This window comes from Lysobacter sp. M2-1, from assembly GCF_022662495.1.
GTDB lineage: Bacteria > Pseudomonadota > Gammaproteobacteria > Xanthomonadales > Xanthomonadaceae > JAKPBU01.
On the sequence record NZ_JAKPBU010000001.1, the window covers coordinates 1,889,202 to 1,906,617 of the forward strand.

Below are 17,416 nucleotides of genomic sequence, written 5' to 3' on the forward strand. Positions count from 1 at the left end.
GATGGCGACGATCCTGATCAGCGGCATCGGCGGGCAGGATGGCAGCTATCTGGCCGAACAGTCGCTCGCGGCGGGGCATCGTGTCGTCGGCCTGCTCCGCACCGGGCGCGCGTCGCGGGCGCCCGAGAACGTGGAGTGTGTCGAATGGGACTTCGTCAGTAAAGAAGGTCTGCGCGCGGTCTTGAGAGACGTTCGCCCCGCACACTTCTACAACCTGGCCGCCTTCTCGACCGGGGCCGGCATGTATGACGACGCCGTTGCCATCGGCGAGCTCAACGGCGTCGCTGTCGCACGCATGCTCCAGGCGATCGTGGATGTTGATCCGGAGATCCGCTTCTGCCAGGCATCGAGTAGCGAAATGTTTGGTGACCCGATCGTCGTGCCGCAAACCGAAGCCACGCCGTTCCGTCCGCTGAGTCCGTACGCAGCGGCGAAGCTGTTCGCTCATACGGTGGTAAATTCCTTTCGCATGCACCGCTGCGTGTTCGCGTGTTCGGCTATCCTCTATAACCACGAGAGTCCTCGTCGCGGGCCGGCCTTCGTCACGCGCAAGATCGTCGATGCCGTCGCGCGAGTTCGCGCGGGTGATACGGGCAAGCTGCTGCTGGGTGATCTGGATGCGCAACGAGATTGGGGCTATGCCCCGGATTACGTGCGCGCCATGCGGCTGATGCTGGCGCACGACCGACCTTGCGACTACGTGGTGGCTACCGGCGAGCTGCACTCGGTTCGCGAGTTCTGTGAGCTCGCGTTCTCCCATGCAGGGCTCGACTGGCGCGAGTGGGTTGAGGGCGGTGCGGCAGACGTCCGCCAGGATCGTCGCGGCCCCCGAGTCGGCGATGCGACCAAGCTGCGTAACACCTTGGGGTGGCGGCCGGAGACCGACTTCGGCACGCTCGTACGCATTATGGTCGATGCTGCGATCGCTTCGACCGATGCCCGGATGACGACATGATGCAAGCCATCACCCGATGCCGCATCTGTGCCGGCACCGACCTGGTCCAGATACTCGACCTGGGCGAGCAGATGCTCACGGGCGTGTTCCCGCGTTCGCGCGAGATGCCTGTGACCACCGGGCCGCTGCGGCTGGTGAAGTGCATGGCAGCCGAGGGATGTGGCTTGGTGCAGCTCGCGCACTCGTATGACCTCGGCGAGATGTACGGCGACAACTACGGCTACCGCTCTGGCCTCAACGCCAGCATGGTGCGTCACCTGCACGCGAAGGTCGATCGCGTGCTGTCGTTGGTGGACGTGCGCGTGGGCGACCTGATCGTGGACGTCGGCGCCAACGACGGCACCACGCTCGGCGCGTATCCCGAAGCGCTGGGCGCCGACCTGCTGGGCATCGATCCCACCGGAGACAAGTTTCGCCAGTACTACAAGGCTCACGTGGACCTGTGCGCGGACTTCTTCAGCGGCGACACCCTGCGCCGCGTGCGGCCGGGCAAGCACGTGCGTGTGCTCACCTCGTTCTCGATGTACTACGACCTGGAAGCGCCTATGGCGTTCATGCAGGACGTGCACGACGTTCTGGCCGATGACGGCGTGTGGGTGTTCGAGCAGAGCTACATGCCCGCGATGCTGGCCGCGCTGTCGTACGATACCGTGTGCCACGAGCATCTGGAGTACTACGCGCTGCGGCAGATCAAGTGGATGGCCGACCGCGTGGGCTTCACGCTGGTGGACATCGAGTTCAACGACGTCAACGGTGGCAGCTTCTCGGTGACCGCGGCCAAGTCGACCTCGGGCGTGGCGGAAAGCCCGGACGTGGCGCGTATCCTCGCGCAGGAGCGCGAAGCCGGCCTGGACACGCTCGCGCCGTTCGAGGACTTCGCGCGCCGCGCCGCGGAGTCGCGCGACGACCTGCGTGCGTTCATCGAACTCGCGAAGGCCGAAGGAAAAACCATCGCCGCGCTCGGCGCATCCACCAAGGGCAACGTGCTGCTGCAGTACTGCGGTATCACCACAGACGACATCATAGAAGTCGGCGAGGTGAACCCCGACAAGTTCGGCGCGATGACGCCCGGCTCGTACCTGCCGATCCGTCCGGAGAGCGAGGTGCTCGCGCACGGCCACGACTACTACCTCGTGCTGCCGTGGCATTTCCGTCGCCACTTCCTGGCTAACCCGGCGTATGCGGGGCGCACGCTGCTGTTCCCGTTGCCGGAGTTGCAGGCGATCGATGTCGGGAACGTGATCGCGTGACGACGCGCGCGCCACCACCTTCACCTGCGCAGGGAGCGCCGCGCGCCCGCGCGATCGCGTTCTACCTGCCGCAGTACCATCCGATCCCGGAGAACGACGCGTGGTGGGGCAAGGGCTTTACCGAGTGGACGAATGTCGTCACCGGGCGGCCGCGTTTCGCGGGGCACTACCAGCCACACCTCCCCGCGGACCTCGGTTTCTACGACCTGCGTGTGCCGGAAACGCGGCAGGCGCAAGCGGACCTGGCGCGTGCCGCGGGCATCGAAGGCTTCTGCTATTACCACTACTGGTTCCAGGGTAAGCGCCTGCTGGGTGGGCCGATCGATGCGGTGCTGGCCTTGGGCGAACCCGACTTTCCGTTCTGCCTTTGCTGGGCAAACGAAAGCTGGTCGCGCGCGTGGAGTGGCCGCGACTACGACGTGCTGATGAAGCAGGGGTACGACGATGCCGACGACGCGGCCCACATCGATTGGTTGTGCGAGGTGTTCGCCGATCCGCGCTACCTGCGTGTCGACGGCCGCCCACTCTTCCTGTTCTACAAGCCGGAGGGGTTGCCGGACGCGACACAGCTGCTGGCCAAGTGGCGGGCGCGGGTAATGGAGAAGGGCCTGCCGGCACCGTATTTTTGTGGCGTGCGTACAGGGTTCTCCACCCGTGATCCGGACGGCCTGCGTGCGCTCGGCTTCGATGGCGTGGTGGAGTTTGAGCCAAACCGCGAGCACTTCCCGGCGGCAAGGAATGCGGCGGGCCAAGTTGTCTCGCTCCTCCAGCGTCTGCTGCCTGAGCGGTGGTACGACGCGCTGCGCAACAGCGCGTTCCTGGCCAAGCGCAACATCAACACTATCGTTGACTATTCCGCCTACGTTAACAGGCGCGTTGCGCGGCGACCTCTGGCCGAGACGACCTATCCCGTTGTGTTCCCCAGTTGGGACAACGCGGTTCGCCGCACGTCGGCGACGATCATCGAGAACCACGACCCGGCACAGTACAGGCGTTGGCTGGACGATGCGATCTCACGCGTTTCATTGCGTCCGGCAGATCAGCGTTTGGTGTTCATCAACGCCTGGAATGAATGGGCCGAGGGCTGCCATCTCGAGCCCGATCAGCGGCACGGGCACGCCTTCCTCGATGCTACGGCGCAGGCGCTCCATGCGCGGGTCACCGCACCGTAGGCACGCCGTAACGCGCCAACATCCACACCTTGCGCAGCTGCCAGCGCACGGCCGAGAACCACCGCACGACCGAAATCGTTCGCGTTGCCTGCACATCGTCGCGGCGGACGCGCAGCACGTTCCATTCGCGGAAGGGCGTGGCGATCGCAGGCAGGTAGACCTCGCGCAGCAGGGTGGCGTCGCGTCGCAACGCGGACAGCGCGATCCCTTCGGACAGCAGTGCCGCCAGGTGCAGCGCGAGCAGCGGCCACACCAGCCACGTTGGCGTGAGGATGATCAATGCGCGCGTCTTGTTGCGCTCGCTCAGTCGGCGGCGCTTGATCGAGGTCCGTAGCCCCGCGCCGTCATCAGCGCGATTGCCTCCGAATGTCGCGCCCTGGCGGTGCCGGTAGCCGCTGCCACGCAGCGCGTGTATGGACAGCCCGCGCAGGCGCGCGAGGCCGCACAGGTACAGGTCTTCGGCCACCGATTCCATCCACTCGGGCAGGCCGCCGAGCGCGTGCCACGTCCCGCGCGGGCACCACAGGCAGGCGCCGATGACGTAGGCCACATCGTCGCGCGCGGGGTCCAGGTTGGGAATCGGATTGCAGAATGGGTCGAGCAGGCAACCGCGGTCGACCAGGGCGCCGCTCTCCCAGTCGTATTGCGGGAGCGTGAGGATCGCAGGCGTTCCCAGAGATTCGGCCGCGTCCAGCAAGGTACGCACGGCGTCGGGTGCGAGCGTCGCATCGTTGTTCAGCAGCAGCACGAATTCGCCACGCGCCTGTACAACCATATGGTTGTTGCCGATGCAGAAGCCGACGTTATCGGCGGATGCGATCACCTGGACCTGCGGGTAGCGTTCGCGCAACAACGCGATAGACCTGTCGCGCGACGCGTCGTCGTGGACGAGGATCTCGACCACTTCGTTGGTATCCTGCGCGAGCACCGAGTCGATGCACGCCGGTAGCAGCGCCTCGCCGTCGTAATTGGCGATGCACACCGACACGCGCGGACGCGTCGGTGCGTTCAAGGCTGGGTGGAAAACCACTGCCATGTGCGGCGCAGGCCTTCGTCGAGCGAGATGGTGGGTGTCCAGCTGAAGGTCGCGCGCGCGGCGGCGGTATCGGCGGTGATGCTATGCACGTCGACCCGGCGGAAGGGCTCGTAGACGCGTTTGAGTAGACGGTCGGTGACGGCGTCGACGCGGTCGAGCAAGGAGTTAAGCGAGATCGCGGTGCCGCTCGCCGCGTTGAAAGCGTGCGCCCCGACATCGAGTGGCGCGTCGAGTGTCGCGGCGCACAGCGCAAGCAGATCCTCGACGTAGAGATAATCGCGGATGGTCGAGCCGTCGCCCCACACGGTGAGCGGTGTGCCATGTAGCGCGCAGTCGAAAGCCGCAGGGATGATGCCGAATCCACTCCGCGCCGGTTGCCCGGGCCCGTACACGTTCGACGGACGCAGCAGCACGGCGGTGCCACCATATTGCGTCGCCCACGCGTGCAGGAAATGTTCGGCTGCAGCCTTGCCGGCGCCGTGGTACGAGCGCGGGCGCAGTGGATCGTCCTCGCGTGCGGGCATGTCGCGGTCGCCGTAAAGCGTGCCGCCAGACGACAGGAACAGCAGCCGCGTGCGGGGCGTGTCCTGCAGTGCTTCGATCATCGCCAGCGTCGTGCGCAGGTTGCCGTCCAGTTGCGGCTGCGCGGCACTGCTGCCAGGCGTGCTGGAAGAGGCGGCATGCACGACCGCCGTGCACTCCGGGATCCAGCGCGCGAAGTCCGCAACGTCGTCGTACGGTGCCACGACATTGCGGATGTTCGCATGGTCGTACCCGACCGGCTTTCGCGTGGCGGCAAGAACCAGCCAGCCATCACGCGCGAAATGTTCGGCCAGATGGCGGCCGATGAAGCCACCGGCGCCCAGGAGCAGGAGCGTGCCGCTCATCGCGCAGAGCTCTCCAGAAGTCCACGGTAATGGATCGCGTAACGCGCGGCGCAGTCGTTCCAGTCGCCGATCCTGTTTCTCGCCCAGTCATGTGCATGGCGGCCGATGTCCACGTTGCGTATCGGGTCCTCGATCACGGCGATTCCTTCGGCAAACCCGGCAGGATCGTGGCACAGCCAGCCGGTAACCGCATGCTCGATGATGTCGGCGTGCGCGGGGAGCTGCGAAGCCAGGATGGGCAGCCCGGCGGCCATGGCTTCGAGCATCACCTGTGGCCGGCCCTCGGCGTGCCTGCTGAGTGTGACCAGGCCGTAGGCTCGCGGAAACCAGTCGCGGCACAGCTGCTCCGGCGTGGCGCTGCCGTGATAGTGGATCCAGTCGGGGACCGCGATGGATTCCTGCATGGGTCCGAACAAATGCAGTTCCCGCCCGGCGTTCTTGAAATGCGGGGCGCTCCACTCGAACAGCGTCCCGAGCTTGCTGGAAGTGAGTCGGGTGACGGCGATCCAGCGTCTCGGTTGGTTGTCGGGTCTGCGTTCCACGGTATACCAGGACGTGTCGATGCCGAACGGCGCGACCCGTATCGAGGCCACGTCGCCGAATGCCTGGGCGAGGGGCGCTTCCATCCAGTCTGCATTGGGGCACAGGATCACGTGGCGATTGCGCATTGCCCGGCGAAGCAGGACGCGCATGCCCGGGAGCTTCAACAGTTGCAGGTCGCTGCCGAGTACGGAAATCAGGGCGGGTTTGCCGTCGTCCGGCAATACCAGCGCGTTCTGGAGCCAGTTGATGTGATAGAGGTGGCAATCGCTCCGGCGATAGGCGCGGCGCAGGCGATACAGCAGTTGGCACGCCGTCGCGAGTCCATGGAGCTTCCTGTTCCGCAGCAGGTGGGCGACACCGCCATCGTCCATCAACCGCTGCAACCAGATGGCGTCGTCCGCGGTAGCTGCATACGCAGAACCGTCAGGCCGTCGGCCGGGCGGCAGCCATAGCTGCAGATCCACGTTTGGTCGCTGCGCCAGCGCCTCGACCAGACGCTGGATGAACAGACCTTTCCAGTCCTGCTCAGAGGACGGATACGACGTGGCGGCAAACAGGAGACGCATACCGTTGCCTGAACATGGTGCCGGTGCGGTATTCACTGGTTACCCGTACCATCCTTCGACGCCTTTGCAGCTTCGATCTGTGCACGGACCCTGCGGATTCCAGCAGCGTCGGCGTGATTCGATGGATCGATACGCGCGTTGGCATCGGTGAAGGTACGCTCCGCGGCGACGATGTCGCCGGTCTTTAACTGGGCCCGCACGAGCAATTCGGCAGCCGCCGGATCGGTACCGGCTTGCCAGGCAAGCTGTGCTTGTTCACGCGTCCTTTGCCAGTCACCACTACGTGCGTAGAAGCGGGCAGCGATGTTGCGCAGCCGCCATTTCGTCCATTCTCCGTCGGCTTGGGCGGTGGCGCGATCCAGCACCGTGTCCAATGCATCGCCAAGCATCCGGTCTGTTATCGGACCGCAACCCTGCTTGGTGTTGTCCAGCAACAGGCCGAAGAACTCGGGATCGGCATAAGTCACCCGCGGCGGTATCGACGCCAATGCGCGTCGAAGGTCTTCGGGGTTGCCGCTACGATCGAGCGCGCATCCAAGGTAAAGACGGTTGAAATATCCCATCGCCCGAGTGCGGGGATTCTCGGCGGCGATCATGCGCAGTAATGCCTGGTCGACGACCTCACGGTTATCGTGTCGAAGTGCCACCTGCACCAGAGACATGTTGGCGCGAACGGACTCCGGATGGCTCGTGACGGCGCTCAGGGCAAGGGTTTCTTGTGTGCTCCAAATGCGTGCGCGCCCATGCACGCCGAACACCAACAGCGCGAAGAGAGCTACCGCCGCTACCGCACCAATGCGGCCCGGACGCAATCCCGACGCGCGCAACCTGCCTGCGACGGTGACCACCAACCCGGCCAGCGCGTACAGCACTCCCACCATCGGCAGGTAGTTGCGATGCTCGAAATACAGCTCCAGTGGCAGCACACTGGATTCCATCGCATGCCCGACCAAGAAGATGCCCCACCCGATGAACAGCGAAGGCAATACCTTGCGTAGCCGCCACGCTGCAAAGGTGATCGCCAGCAGCACCAGAATCGCGAGCAATGTCGTAGGCGGTGCGAGCAGTCCGGTCGATGCGGCGTAGTCGTCTGTATATACGCCCATGGCCGGAGGGTTTGGCGCCACGATCTTCCACAAGTAGTCGCACAACACGCGCGCCTGAGTCAGCAATCGTTGTTGCCAGTCGAAGTCGCGGACCAGGTAGCCATCGGCGATGCGCGCCGGGTTGCTTGCCAGCAGTACCAAACCCAGCAGGAAAGGCAGGAACAGGTAGGCGCCAAAGAAGGCTTTCACCGCGAGAGGCCGCGGCGTGTTTCTGTAGCAGCCGAGTTCAAGGACCGCGCACAACGCCGGTAGCAGCAACGCGTTCTCCTTCGACAGAAAACCGGCTATCAGAAGAAGCGGAATGCCGATGATCAGAGAGGCGATGGCGTTGCGGTCGTCGTTGCGCTCCATGATGCGGTCGCGCATGGCCATGTACAGCCACATGCCAGCGAGCACGCACAACACGGAGATCTGCGCCATGCGTTGCACTGCATACAACACGGTGCTCGCATTGAGGGGATGCAACAGCCAAATTGCGGCGACGGCAACTGCTACCCGCTCGGCGACCCCGATCAGGCGTGGGTCGCGCATGGCGATCCTCCGCGTCAGCCCGAACACGATCCCGCCGGTCAGCAAGTGCACAAGCAAGTTGCCAAACTTGAAAGAGAAGGGCTGATAACCCCCGAGCCAGGCGCTAAGGGCCAGACTGGTCATCGCTAGTGGACGCCCGAATAGGCCCGAACGACCCTCGAATGCCACTTCGCGCAACGTCGCGTCTCCCTGCAGCCAGCGTTGCAGCACCTCAAGGTTGTAATGGTCGTCTAGGAGTAGCGGGCCTGTTAGGCCGGTCCAGTACGCGGCGGCCGCGAAGACAATGGCAATCGCCAGCCAGGAGAAGGGGCTACGCATCAAAGTGTGCACGTGGAATCTCGGTGGTCAGGCTTCAGAGCAAGGTAAACCGGAAAGAGGCGGGATCACATGGCGACCGCCCGCCGAAAAGACAAAGCCCCGGATGTACCGGGGCTTTGCAAGACGCGAAGAACTCTTGGATCTGCAGATTACGGCGCCGGGCAGTCGGCCGGGGTGTTGGTGGAGGTGAAAGTGATGCCGTCAGAGTCGGTCGGTTCGCATTCCCAGACAATGCGGCCGGCAGGGCCGGACGGGAAGGACGGAGTCAGGGTGACTTCGACCCAGTTGTCCGCAGCTTCGACACCGTCGCTCATATTGCGGCCAGCGAGCACGCCTTCGCCGGTGCATTGGGCAACACCGGTGCAAACGTCCGCCAAGGCGACGCCTGACCCGTAGTTCTCGCCGACCTTGATCTTCTCGCCGGCCAGGCCACCAATGGCATTGGTGATCTTGGCCTTGACGGTGTAGTCACGGTACGCCGGCAGCGCGATGGCCGCCAGGATGGCGATGATCGCGACCACGATCATCAGTTCGATCAGGGTGAAGCCCTGCTGCATCTTCTTCATGGTGTTTCCCCTAGGAGTTGTTGAACTTCACGTGCCCGGTCACCGGTATTGCCGGTCCGTCGGGTAGCCGTGCGACGCCGCACGTGCAGAGAGATGAACGCAGAACGCGTGCCAAATACATAGAGCGGGCGCAGGTCCCGCGCAATCCGTGAGATAGATCACGCTTCGATCCTGAACGGGGCTGAACGCTCGCTCCAAAGCGTCGCTTTGTGACGTGGCGTGACACGGCTGGGTCAGGTGCGGACGTTGGGATCCGACGCCGGTTGATGTTTATAGGAGCGCCGCTTCGGCGCGACCGGGGGTTCCGTTCGCCAGTCGACACCCGGTTGATGCGGTCGCGCCTGAGAGGCGCTCTACAAGAGCATTCGCGGCCTAGGCCGCCCACGGGTCAGTCGATACCGAGCTTCTTCAGCTTGTAGCGCAGCGCGCGGAAGGTGATGCCCAGGGCGCTGGCGGTCTTGGTCTTGTTGTAGCGATTGTCCTGCAGGGCCTGTTCGATCGCCTTGCGTTCGAGCAGTTCCATGTATTCAGGCAGGCGGCTGCTGGCGGTGTCGTAGGGGCTGAGAGTGCGCGGGTCGGAGGCGGCGGCCGGCTGCGGTTGCGGCGCAGCGGGGCCGGCCGCCGGCTGGGTCTGGCTGCCGGGCACGGGCGCGGCCAGGGGCAGGCGCAGGTCGCTGGCGCCGATGCGGGCATCGTCGGCCATGGCCAGGGCGCGCTCGAGGATGTTCTCCAGCTCGCGCACGTTGCCGGGGAAGGGATACCTGCGCAGCGCTTCCAGCGCGTCTTCGCCCAGGGTCGGCGCGGGCTGGCCCGGCCGCGAGAGGCGCAGCAGGATCTCGTCGGCGAGCGGCTTGAGATCCTCGCCGCGCTCGCGCAGCGGCGGCACGCGCATCTCGATCACGTTGATGCGGTAGTACAGGTCGTGGCGGAAACGGCCGTCGGCGACCAGCGCGGAGAGGTCCTTGTGGGTGGCCGAGAGCAGGCGCACGTCCACCGGCACCTCGGCCTGCGCGCCGACCGGGCGCACCGATTTTTCCTGGATCGCGCGCAGCAGCTTGACCTGCATCGGCAGCGGCAGCTCGGCGATCTCGTCCAGGAACAGGGTGCCGCCATTGGCGGCCTGAAACAGGCCGGTCTTGTCGACGTGGGCGCCGGTGAAGCTGCCTTTCTTGTGGCCGAAGAACTCGCTCTCCATCAGTTCGGCCGGGATCGCGCCGCAGTTGACCGGCACGAACGGGCCGCTGGCGCGGCCGCCTTCGTTGTGGATGGTGCGCGCCACCAGCTCCTTGCCCACGCCCGACTCGCCGCTGATGTGCACCGGCGCCTGGCTGCGTGAGACCTTGGCCACGGTGTCGCGCAGCTGCTGCATGGCCGGGGAGTTGCCGGTGAGCCGGCCCACGCGCGCGATGCCGTTGCCGGTCGGCACCTTCAGGCCCAGGTCCAGCGCGCGCTGCACCAGGTCGCGCAGCACGTTCAGGTCCACGGGCTTGCTGAGGAAGTCGAAGGCGCCGGCCTTCAGCGCTTCCACCGCGGCTTCGACGTTGCCGAAGGCGGTGATCATGGCCACCGGCAGCTGCGGGTGCTGGCTGGAGATCTCGGCGATCAGGTCCAGCCCGCTGCCATCGGGCAGGCGCATGTCGGTCAGGCACAGGTCGTAGTTGCCGCTGGCCAGCTGGGCGCGGGCCTCGGCCAGGGTGGCGGCGGTGTCGGTGCGCAGCCCCATGCGTCCCAGGGTGAGCACCAGCAGTTCTCGGATATCGCGTTCGTCGTCGACGATCAGGACGCTGCGGGGTGCAGTCATGGACGCGACCTTCGCCTTGGGGGATGGGGCAAAGTGTGACGCTTTGCGTCATCAATGCGCAATCACCCCGTCAGCAGGCCCTGCGGTGCCGACAACGTGACCCGGAAACAGCCGCCCCCGCCGGCCGCGCCCACGTAGTCCAGGCTGGCCTGGTTGGCGTGGCACAGCTCGCGGGCGATGTACAGGCCCAGCCCGGTGCCCGTTTCGGAGGTGGTGAAGAAAGGGCGGAACAGCTGCGTCAGCACGCCGGCCGGGATGCCTGGGCCACGGTCGAGCACGTCGATGACCGGAGCGCCGTCCAGCACGTGCACGTTCACCGATACCCGCGGCGCCTGGCCGGGCAGGTAGCCGTGGGTCAGCGCGTTCTGCACCAGCACGGTCAGCACCTGCTGCAGGTGGCGCGGGTCGACCATGGCCGGCACGGGTTTGCTGGGCCCGGTGGCCTTGAGGCTGCCGTTATCCTCGGGCAGCACCTGGCGGTAGTCCTCCACGAAGCGGCGCACGAACTGCGCCAGGTCGACGTGCTCGGGGTTGGCGCGTTCGCGCCGGGCCAGGCTGAGCACGCTCTCGACGATGCCGTTGGTGCGCTGGCACTGCTGGTGCACGATCTGCAGCAGGCGGCGATCGGCGTCGCCGATCTCGCGCGATTCCTCGAGTAGCTGGGTGGCGTAACTGATCGCGGCCAGCGGGTTGCGGATCTCGTGCGCCAGGCTGGCCGAGAAGCGGCCCATGGCGGCCAGGGTGAGCGATTCGGCGCGACGCGAGAGCACCGAGGCATCGTCCAGGAATACCAGCGTGCTCTGGCTGGACGCCATGAGCTGCACGAACCGCGGCAGCACCTCGATCTGGTCGTCGCCCAGCGCCAGCGGCGGGTGGTCGGGATCGTGGTCGCGGCGCCAGGCAGCCAGGCGCTCGGCCAGCGGCGGCGACACCTGCGCCAGGTCGCTGCCGCTCATGTCCCGGCCCGACTGGCCGAGCAGCAGCAGCGCGGCTTCGTTGACCATGCGGATCTGGCGGTTGGCGTCCACCAGCAGTACGCCGGTGCGCATGCGGCGGATGATCAGCTCGTTGAGCGCGGCCATGTCGGCCACTTCGGCGCCGCGCCGCGCCGCCAGCGCCTGCTGCGTGCGCATCTGCCGTCCGAGCAGCCAGGTCAGCCCCGCGAACGCGCCGTAGCTCACCGCGAACATCAGCCGCTCGGCGAACGGCTGTGCGGCGCCTGGATCCATGACGCGGTTCCAGATGTACTCGCCCAGCAGCGCCGCCGCCGCCAGCATCGCCGCGGACATGCCGTAACGCAGCGGCAGCAGCAGCGAGGCCGAGCCGACGTTGAACAGCAGCATCATCGCGATGCCCGATGCCGCCGCCGGGTGCGCGTGCGCGGCCAGGGTGGCGACGCCGATGTCCACGGCGGTGCCGACCAGCACGTACCAGCGCAGCGCGCGGCCCTGGTGTGCCCATAACATCAATGCCAGCGATGCCGGCAGGTAGAACAGGGTCACGGCTGCGCCGAGCTGCGGCAGCCGTGGAGTACCGAACAGCGCGCTTTCCGGGCCGAAGAAGATCAGCGCCAGCAGCGCCGCTTCCAGCAGCCGGTACAGGCCGAAGAAGTACACCTCCCGGCGCACGGACTCATCCAGGGGCAGCGCTTCGGCGGTGCGTCGGGCCACGGGGCGATCCGTACGGGGTCGGCGGAGTATAGGCAGGGCGTGGGCGTGGGATTGGCTCGGTCGCCTGCGGGAGCTTTGTGGCAGCGACCTCTGTGGGAGCGACCTTGGTCGCGATTGCTCTTGCTTGGGCCAGGAAAGGCATTGGTCCCCTGGCAAGAAAGGCATTCGCGGCTGAAGCCGCTCCCACGAAGTCGCTCTCATACGGGGCCTGCTGCATGCCCGGCGACAGATTTTGCCGCGCTGCCGCAATCTGGGCGAAAATGCCGGTTCCAACGCGGTACCCCTCCCGCCCGCACCCCGCGCAGGCCTGCCCGGCGCCCGTAGCGCGCGGCGTGCCTTCCTTCCTCTCCCGGTGAGCAATGAATTTCCACGAATATCAGGCGAAACAGCTGTTCGGCGACTACGGCATCGCAGTCCCCGCAGGACGCGTGGCCCGTACCGCCGACGAGGCGGTCGACGCCGCCAAGGCGATCGGCGGCGACTTCTGGGTGGTCAAGGCGCAGATCCACGCCGGCGGCCGCGGCAAGGCCGGTGGGGTGAAACTGGCCAAGACCCTGGACGAGGTGCGCGAATACGCCAAGGGCATGCTCGGCACGAAGATGGCCACCTACCAGACCGCCGGCGTCGAGCTGCCGGTCGACAGCGTGCTGGTGACCCAGGCCACCGACATCGCCAAGGAGCTGTACCTGTCGGTGCTGGTCGACCGCGCGACGCAGTCGGTGACCTTCATTGCCTCCAGCGATGGCGGCGTGGAGATCGAGAAGACCGCGGTGGAGAATCCCGACGCGATCAAGACCCTCAACGTGAACTTCGTGCAGGGGCTGCAGCCCTACCAGACCCGCGAGCTCGGCTTCGCCTTAGGGCTCACCGCCAAGCAGGTGAACCAGCTGAGCAAGATCATGCTGGGCCTGTACAAGCTGTTCAACGAAAAGGACCTGGCGCTGGTGGAACTCAACCCGCTGGCGATCCTGAAGAACGGCGACCTGGCCGTGCTCGACGGCAAGATCAATTCCGACGACAACGCCAGCTTCCGCCATCCGGAACTGGTGGCGATGCGCGACATCCGCCAGGAGGACGAGACCGAGGTCAAGGCCAGCCAGCACGACCTCAACTACGTCACCATGGACGGCGACATCGGCTGCATGGTCAACGGCGCGGGCCTGGCCATGGCCACGATGGACGTGATCAAGCTCGAGGGCGGCACGCCTGCCAACTTCCTCGACGTCGGCGGCGGCGCCAACAAGGAGCGCGTGACCGAGGCGTTCAAGCTGATCCTGTCCGATTCGGGCGTGAAGGCGATCTTCGTCAACATCTTCGGCGGCATCGTCCGTTGCGACATGATCGCCGAGGGCATCATCGCCGCGGTCAAGGAAGTCGACGTCAAGGTGCCGGTGATCGTGCGCCTGGAAGGCACCAACGTGGAGGAAGGCAAGGCCCTGCTGAAGAACAGCGGCCTGGCCATCACCCCGGCCGACGACATCAACGACGGCGCGAAGAAGGCCGTTGCCGCAGCCAAGGCTGCCTGACGCGAACCGATTTTCCAGCCCCCTTGAGTCAAGGGGGCGACCCCGGCGCGCAGCGGCGGGGTGGGGATTGTGGAGGCATGCCCTGACGGACAAGGAGTTTCATTCCTTGTCCGATGCAGCCGAAGCGATCGACATCCGAACACGAAGGAATCCCAAGAAATGTCCGTCCTGATCAACAAGAACACCAAAGTGATCGTGCAGGGCTTCACCGGCCAGCAGGGCACTTTCCACGCCGAACAGATGCTCGAATACGGCACCAAGGTCGTCGGCGGCGTCACCCCGGGCAAGGGCGGCACCGAGCACCTGGGCCTGCCCGTGTTCAACACGGTCGCCGATGCGGTCGCCGAAACCGGCGCCGATGCCTCGGTGATCTACGTACCGCCGCCGTTCGCGGCCGACGCGATCCTGGAGGCGGCCGATGCCGGCATCCGGGTGATCGTGTGCATCACCGAGGGCATCCCTGTGCTGGACATGCTGCGGGTCAAGAACACGCTGAAGGGCTACGACGATGTGGTCCTGATCGGGCCCAACTGCCCCGGCGTGATCACCCCGGGCGAATGCAAGATCGGGATCATGCCCGGCCACATCCACAAGCCCGGCAAGATCGGCATCGTCTCGCGTTCGGGCACGCTCACGTATGAAGCGGTGAAGCAGACCACCGACGTCGGTCTTGGTCAGTCGACCTGCATCGGTATCGGCGGCGACCCGATCAACGGCACCAACTTCATCGATGCGCTCAAGCTGTTCCAGGACGATCCGCAGACCGAGGGCATCATCCTGGTCGGCGAGATCGGCGGCTCGGCCGAAGAGGAAGCCGCGGAGTTCATCGCCGAACACGTGACCAAGCCGGTGGTCGGCTTCATCGCCGGCGCGTCGGCGCCCAAGGGCAAGCGCATGGGCCATGCTGGCGCCATCGCCTCGGGCGGCGCGGGCACCGCGGAAGGTAAGTTCGCCGCGCTGGAGCAGGCCGGCGTCACCACGGTCAAGTCGCCCGGCGACCTGGGCGCGGCGATCGCCAAGCGATTGGCGGGGTAACCGGAAGCTTTGTAGGAGCGCCGCTTCGGCGCGACCCCAGTCGCGGCAAAGTGCCGCTCCTACAAACGGCCTGACGCCACGTCCGGACGGCTTCTTGCCAGGGACGTGTTCTGTTGACATGCGCCAGATTGATGCGCATATTCCATGCGCATACGGGAGGGCCGCCCATGCGCATCCGCGAAGACTACGCAGGCTATGGCAAGCGTGCGACCAACGTCAGCATCAATCAGGGCCTGCTGGAGGCCGCCAAGGCGCTGGACATCAACCTGTCCGCAACGCTGGAACGCGCGCTGGAAGCGGAAGTCCGTGCCCGCAAGCGCGAGCGTTGGCGGGAGGAAAACCGCGGCGCGATCGAGGGCTACAACGCCTGGGTGGCCGAACACGGCGTACTGAGCTCGATGTTCCGCAAGCGGTGATGCGCCAGTTTTGCGTTTACCGGAATCGGAATGCAGCCACGCGCTCTGCGTATCCACTGCTGCTGAATGTGCAGAGCGATCTGATCAGCGAGACCGGCACCCGCATCGTCGTACCGATGGTGCCGGCGTCGGGCGACCGGCACCCACCGCCGATCTCGTCGCTGGCTCCACTCATCGACGTCAACGGCAAGGCCCACGTACTGATGACACCGTTGCTGAGCGCAGTGGAACTGGCCGATCTTGGTGCGCTTGAAGCCGATCTTGGGTCCGAACGCGGCGTCATGTTCGCGGCGCTCGATCTGTTGATCTCGGGAATCTGAGCCGATGTCTACTTCCCTTCGCATCGCCCTGGCCCAGTTCGACTTCCCGGTCGGCGATATCGCCGGCAACGCGCGACGGATCGCGGATTTCATCGTCCAGGCGCGCGATGTGCACGGCGCCGATCTAGTGCTGTTCCCCGAACTGGCGCTGTCGGGCTATCCGCCCGAGGACTTGCTGATTCGCCCTTCGTTCTTGCGCGACTGCGAGGCCGCGCTGCAGGGCATCGCCGCTGGTGTCGCGGGCATCGTGGCGGTGGTCGGCTGGCCGCAGTCCGCCGGCGCGGTGACCTACAACGCCGCCAGCGTGCTGCGCGACGGGGGGATCGCGGCTACCTATCGCAAGCGCGAACTGCCCAATTACGCGGTGTTCGACGAGCGTCGCTACTTCGATGTCGATCCGGATGACGAATCGTGCGTGTTCGATGTCGCCAGCCGCGCTTCTAATGGGGGCGTGACGGTCGGCCTGGTGATCTGCGAAGACCTGTGGTTCGCCGAACCGCTGACGAAAACCGTGGCCGCCGGCGCGCAGCTGGTGCTGGTGCCCAATGCCTCGCCGTTCGAGCGCGACAAACATGCCCAGCGCGACGCGCTGCTGGCGCAGCGGGTGGCCGAGACGAAGGTGGCCATCGCCTACCTCAACGCGGTCGGCGGGCAGGATGCGCTGGTGTTCGACGGCGCCTCGGTGCTGGCCGATGGCGACGGCCTGGTGCATGCCGCCGCGCGCGCGTTCGAGGACCACTGGTTGGTGGCCGACTACGATGCGGCTACGCGCAAGTTCACGCCCGTGGCCTGGCCGGCCGAAAAGGACGAGGGTCGCGAGTCCCTGGCCTGGCGCGCGATCGTGCGCGGCACCCGCGACTATTGCGCCAAGAACGGCTTCGGCAAGGTCTGGCTGGGCCTGTCGGGCGGGATCGACTCGTCGCTGGTGCTGGCGGTCGCCGTCGATGCCCTGGGCGCGGACAACGTCACTGCCGTGCGCATGCCCTCGCGCTATACCGCGGGGATGTCCAACGACCTGGCCCAGGAGCAGTGCGACGCGCTGGGCGTGCGGCTCATGGCATTGCCCATCGAGCGGCCGTTCCAGGGCTTTCTGGACGCGCTCTCACAGACCTTCGAGGGCCATGCGCCGGACACCACCGAGGAAAACCTGCAGTCGCGCACCCGCGGCGCGCTGCTGATGGCGCTGTCCAACAAGTTCGGCGGCCTGCTGCTGACCACCGGCAACAAGAGCGAATACGCGGTCGGCTACGCCACCATCTACGGCGACATGTGCGGCGGTTACGCGCCGATCAAGGACCTGTACAAGACCGAGGTGTTCGCGCTGGCCAGGTGGCGCAATGCGATTGCCGGGTCACCGGTCATTCCCGAGGCGGTGATTTCGCGACCGCCGTCGGCAGAACTGCGCGAGAACCAGACCGACCAGGACTCGCTGCCGCCCTACGATGTGCTCGATGCGATCCTGCTGCGGCACGTGGACCAGGAGCAGTCGCGCGACGACATCGTCGCCGCCGGATTCGACCCAGGCACGGTGGATAAGGTGCTGCGCCTCGTGCGGATCAGCGAGTGGAAACGGCACCAGGCCGCACCGGGACCGAAGGTCTCACGCCGTGCCTTCGGGCGTGAGCGGCGTTACCCCATCACCAACAAGTACCCGGCCTGATCCCTGTAGGAGCGGGGGGGGGGGGGGGGGGGGGGGGGGGGGGGGGGGGGGGGGGGGG

The 17,416-nt window shown here is 66.1% G+C and carries 15 protein-coding genes; 8 read left to right on the forward strand and 7 right to left on the reverse strand.

The genetic code is table 11. The annotated features are described in order from the left end of the window. Position 1 precedes the first annotated feature (1 nt). From MC375_RS08260 to MC375_RS08270, 3 genes are read left to right on the forward strand one after another with little or no spacing between them, the layout of a single operon-like run. Positions 2–955 carry a GDP-mannose 4,6-dehydratase gene (locus tag MC375_RS08260; RefSeq protein ID WP_242102796.1) on the forward strand — a complete coding sequence of 318 codons (954 nt, stop codon included), beginning with the start codon at positions 2–4 and terminating at the stop codon, positions 953–955. Next, positions 952–2,205, forward strand: a complete 1,254-nt coding sequence (locus tag MC375_RS08265) for a class I SAM-dependent methyltransferase (RefSeq protein ID WP_242102797.1) — start codon at positions 952–954, stop codon at positions 2,203–2,205. The genes MC375_RS08260 and MC375_RS08265 overlap by 4 nt, the downstream gene beginning before the upstream one ends. Further along, the gene (locus MC375_RS08270; protein WP_242102798.1) at positions 2,202–3,377 is read left to right on the forward strand and encodes a glycoside hydrolase family 99-like domain-containing protein; all 1,176 of its coding nucleotides are present in this window, start codon (positions 2,202–2,204) and stop codon (positions 3,375–3,377) included. Before MC375_RS08265 ends, MC375_RS08270 begins: the two co-directional genes overlap by 4 nt. Here the strand turns inward: MC375_RS08270 and MC375_RS08275 are convergent. From MC375_RS08275 to MC375_RS08305, 7 genes are all read right to left on the reverse strand, one after another. Beyond that, complete coding sequence (locus tag MC375_RS08275; protein WP_242102799.1) at positions 3,364–4,389, reverse strand: glycosyltransferase; 1,026 nt, start codon at positions 4,387–4,389, stop codon at positions 3,364–3,366. The two genes, MC375_RS08270 and MC375_RS08275, sit on opposite strands and share 14 nt — an antisense overlap. Then, complete coding sequence (locus MC375_RS08280) at positions 4,386–5,300, reverse strand: NAD-dependent epimerase/dehydratase family protein (protein WP_242102800.1); 915 nt, start codon at positions 5,298–5,300, stop codon at positions 4,386–4,388. The genes MC375_RS08275 and MC375_RS08280 overlap by 4 nt, the downstream gene beginning before the upstream one ends. After that, entirely contained in the window at positions 5,297–6,409 is a 1,113-nt protein-coding gene (locus MC375_RS08285) for a glycosyltransferase family 4 protein (protein WP_242102801.1), read from the reverse strand. The genes MC375_RS08280 and MC375_RS08285 overlap by 4 nt, the downstream gene beginning before the upstream one ends. Positions 6,410–6,441: 32 nt before the next feature. Continuing rightward, positions 6,442–8,364, reverse strand: a complete 1,923-nt coding sequence (locus MC375_RS08290) for a hypothetical protein (protein WP_242102802.1) — start codon at positions 8,362–8,364, stop codon at positions 6,442–6,444. 149 nt (positions 8,365–8,513) lie between these two features. Continuing rightward, positions 8,514–8,930 (reverse strand): prepilin-type N-terminal cleavage/methylation domain-containing protein, encoded by a 417-nt coding sequence (locus MC375_RS17705; RefSeq protein ID WP_277929297.1) that lies wholly within the window; start codon positions 8,928–8,930, stop codon positions 8,514–8,516. Between the two features lie 388 nt (positions 8,931–9,318). After that, positions 9,319–10,731, reverse strand: coding sequence for a sigma-54 dependent transcriptional regulator (locus MC375_RS08300; protein ID WP_242102803.1), 1,413 nt, complete (start codon positions 10,729–10,731; stop codon positions 9,319–9,321). 62 nt (positions 10,732–10,793) lie between these two features. Beyond that, positions 10,794–12,401, reverse strand: coding sequence for a HAMP domain-containing sensor histidine kinase (locus MC375_RS08305; RefSeq protein WP_242102804.1), 1,608 nt, complete (start codon positions 12,399–12,401; stop codon positions 10,794–10,796). 359 nt (positions 12,402–12,760) lie between these two features. On the opposite strand from MC375_RS08305, the gene sucC reads away from it, so the two are divergent. From sucC to MC375_RS08330, 5 genes are all read left to right on the forward strand, one after another. Continuing rightward, positions 12,761–13,927: an ADP-forming succinate--CoA ligase subunit beta gene (gene sucC, locus MC375_RS08310; RefSeq protein ID WP_242102805.1), complete on the forward strand. Its 1,167-nt coding sequence runs from the start codon at positions 12,761–12,763 to the stop codon at positions 13,925–13,927. A 159-nt stretch (positions 13,928–14,086) separates the two neighbouring features. After that, a complete protein-coding gene (gene sucD, locus MC375_RS08315) occupies positions 14,087–14,962 on the forward strand; it encodes a succinate--CoA ligase subunit alpha (protein ID WP_242102806.1) in 876 nt (291 codons plus the stop codon). Between the two features lie 167 nt (positions 14,963–15,129). Beyond that, entirely contained in the window at positions 15,130–15,378 is a 249-nt protein-coding gene (locus MC375_RS08320) for a type II toxin-antitoxin system CcdA family antitoxin (RefSeq protein ID WP_242102807.1), read from the forward strand. Then, positions 15,378–15,698 (forward strand): CcdB family protein, encoded by a 321-nt coding sequence (locus MC375_RS08325; protein WP_242102808.1) that lies wholly within the window; start codon positions 15,378–15,380, stop codon positions 15,696–15,698. The genes MC375_RS08320 and MC375_RS08325 overlap by 1 nt, the downstream gene beginning before the upstream one ends. A gap of 4 nt (positions 15,699–15,702) precedes the next feature. Then, positions 15,703–17,358 carry an NAD+ synthase gene (locus tag MC375_RS08330; RefSeq protein WP_242102809.1) on the forward strand — a complete coding sequence of 552 codons (1,656 nt, stop codon included), beginning with the start codon at positions 15,703–15,705 and terminating at the stop codon, positions 17,356–17,358. The last annotated feature ends 58 nt before the right edge of the window (positions 17,359–17,416 follow it).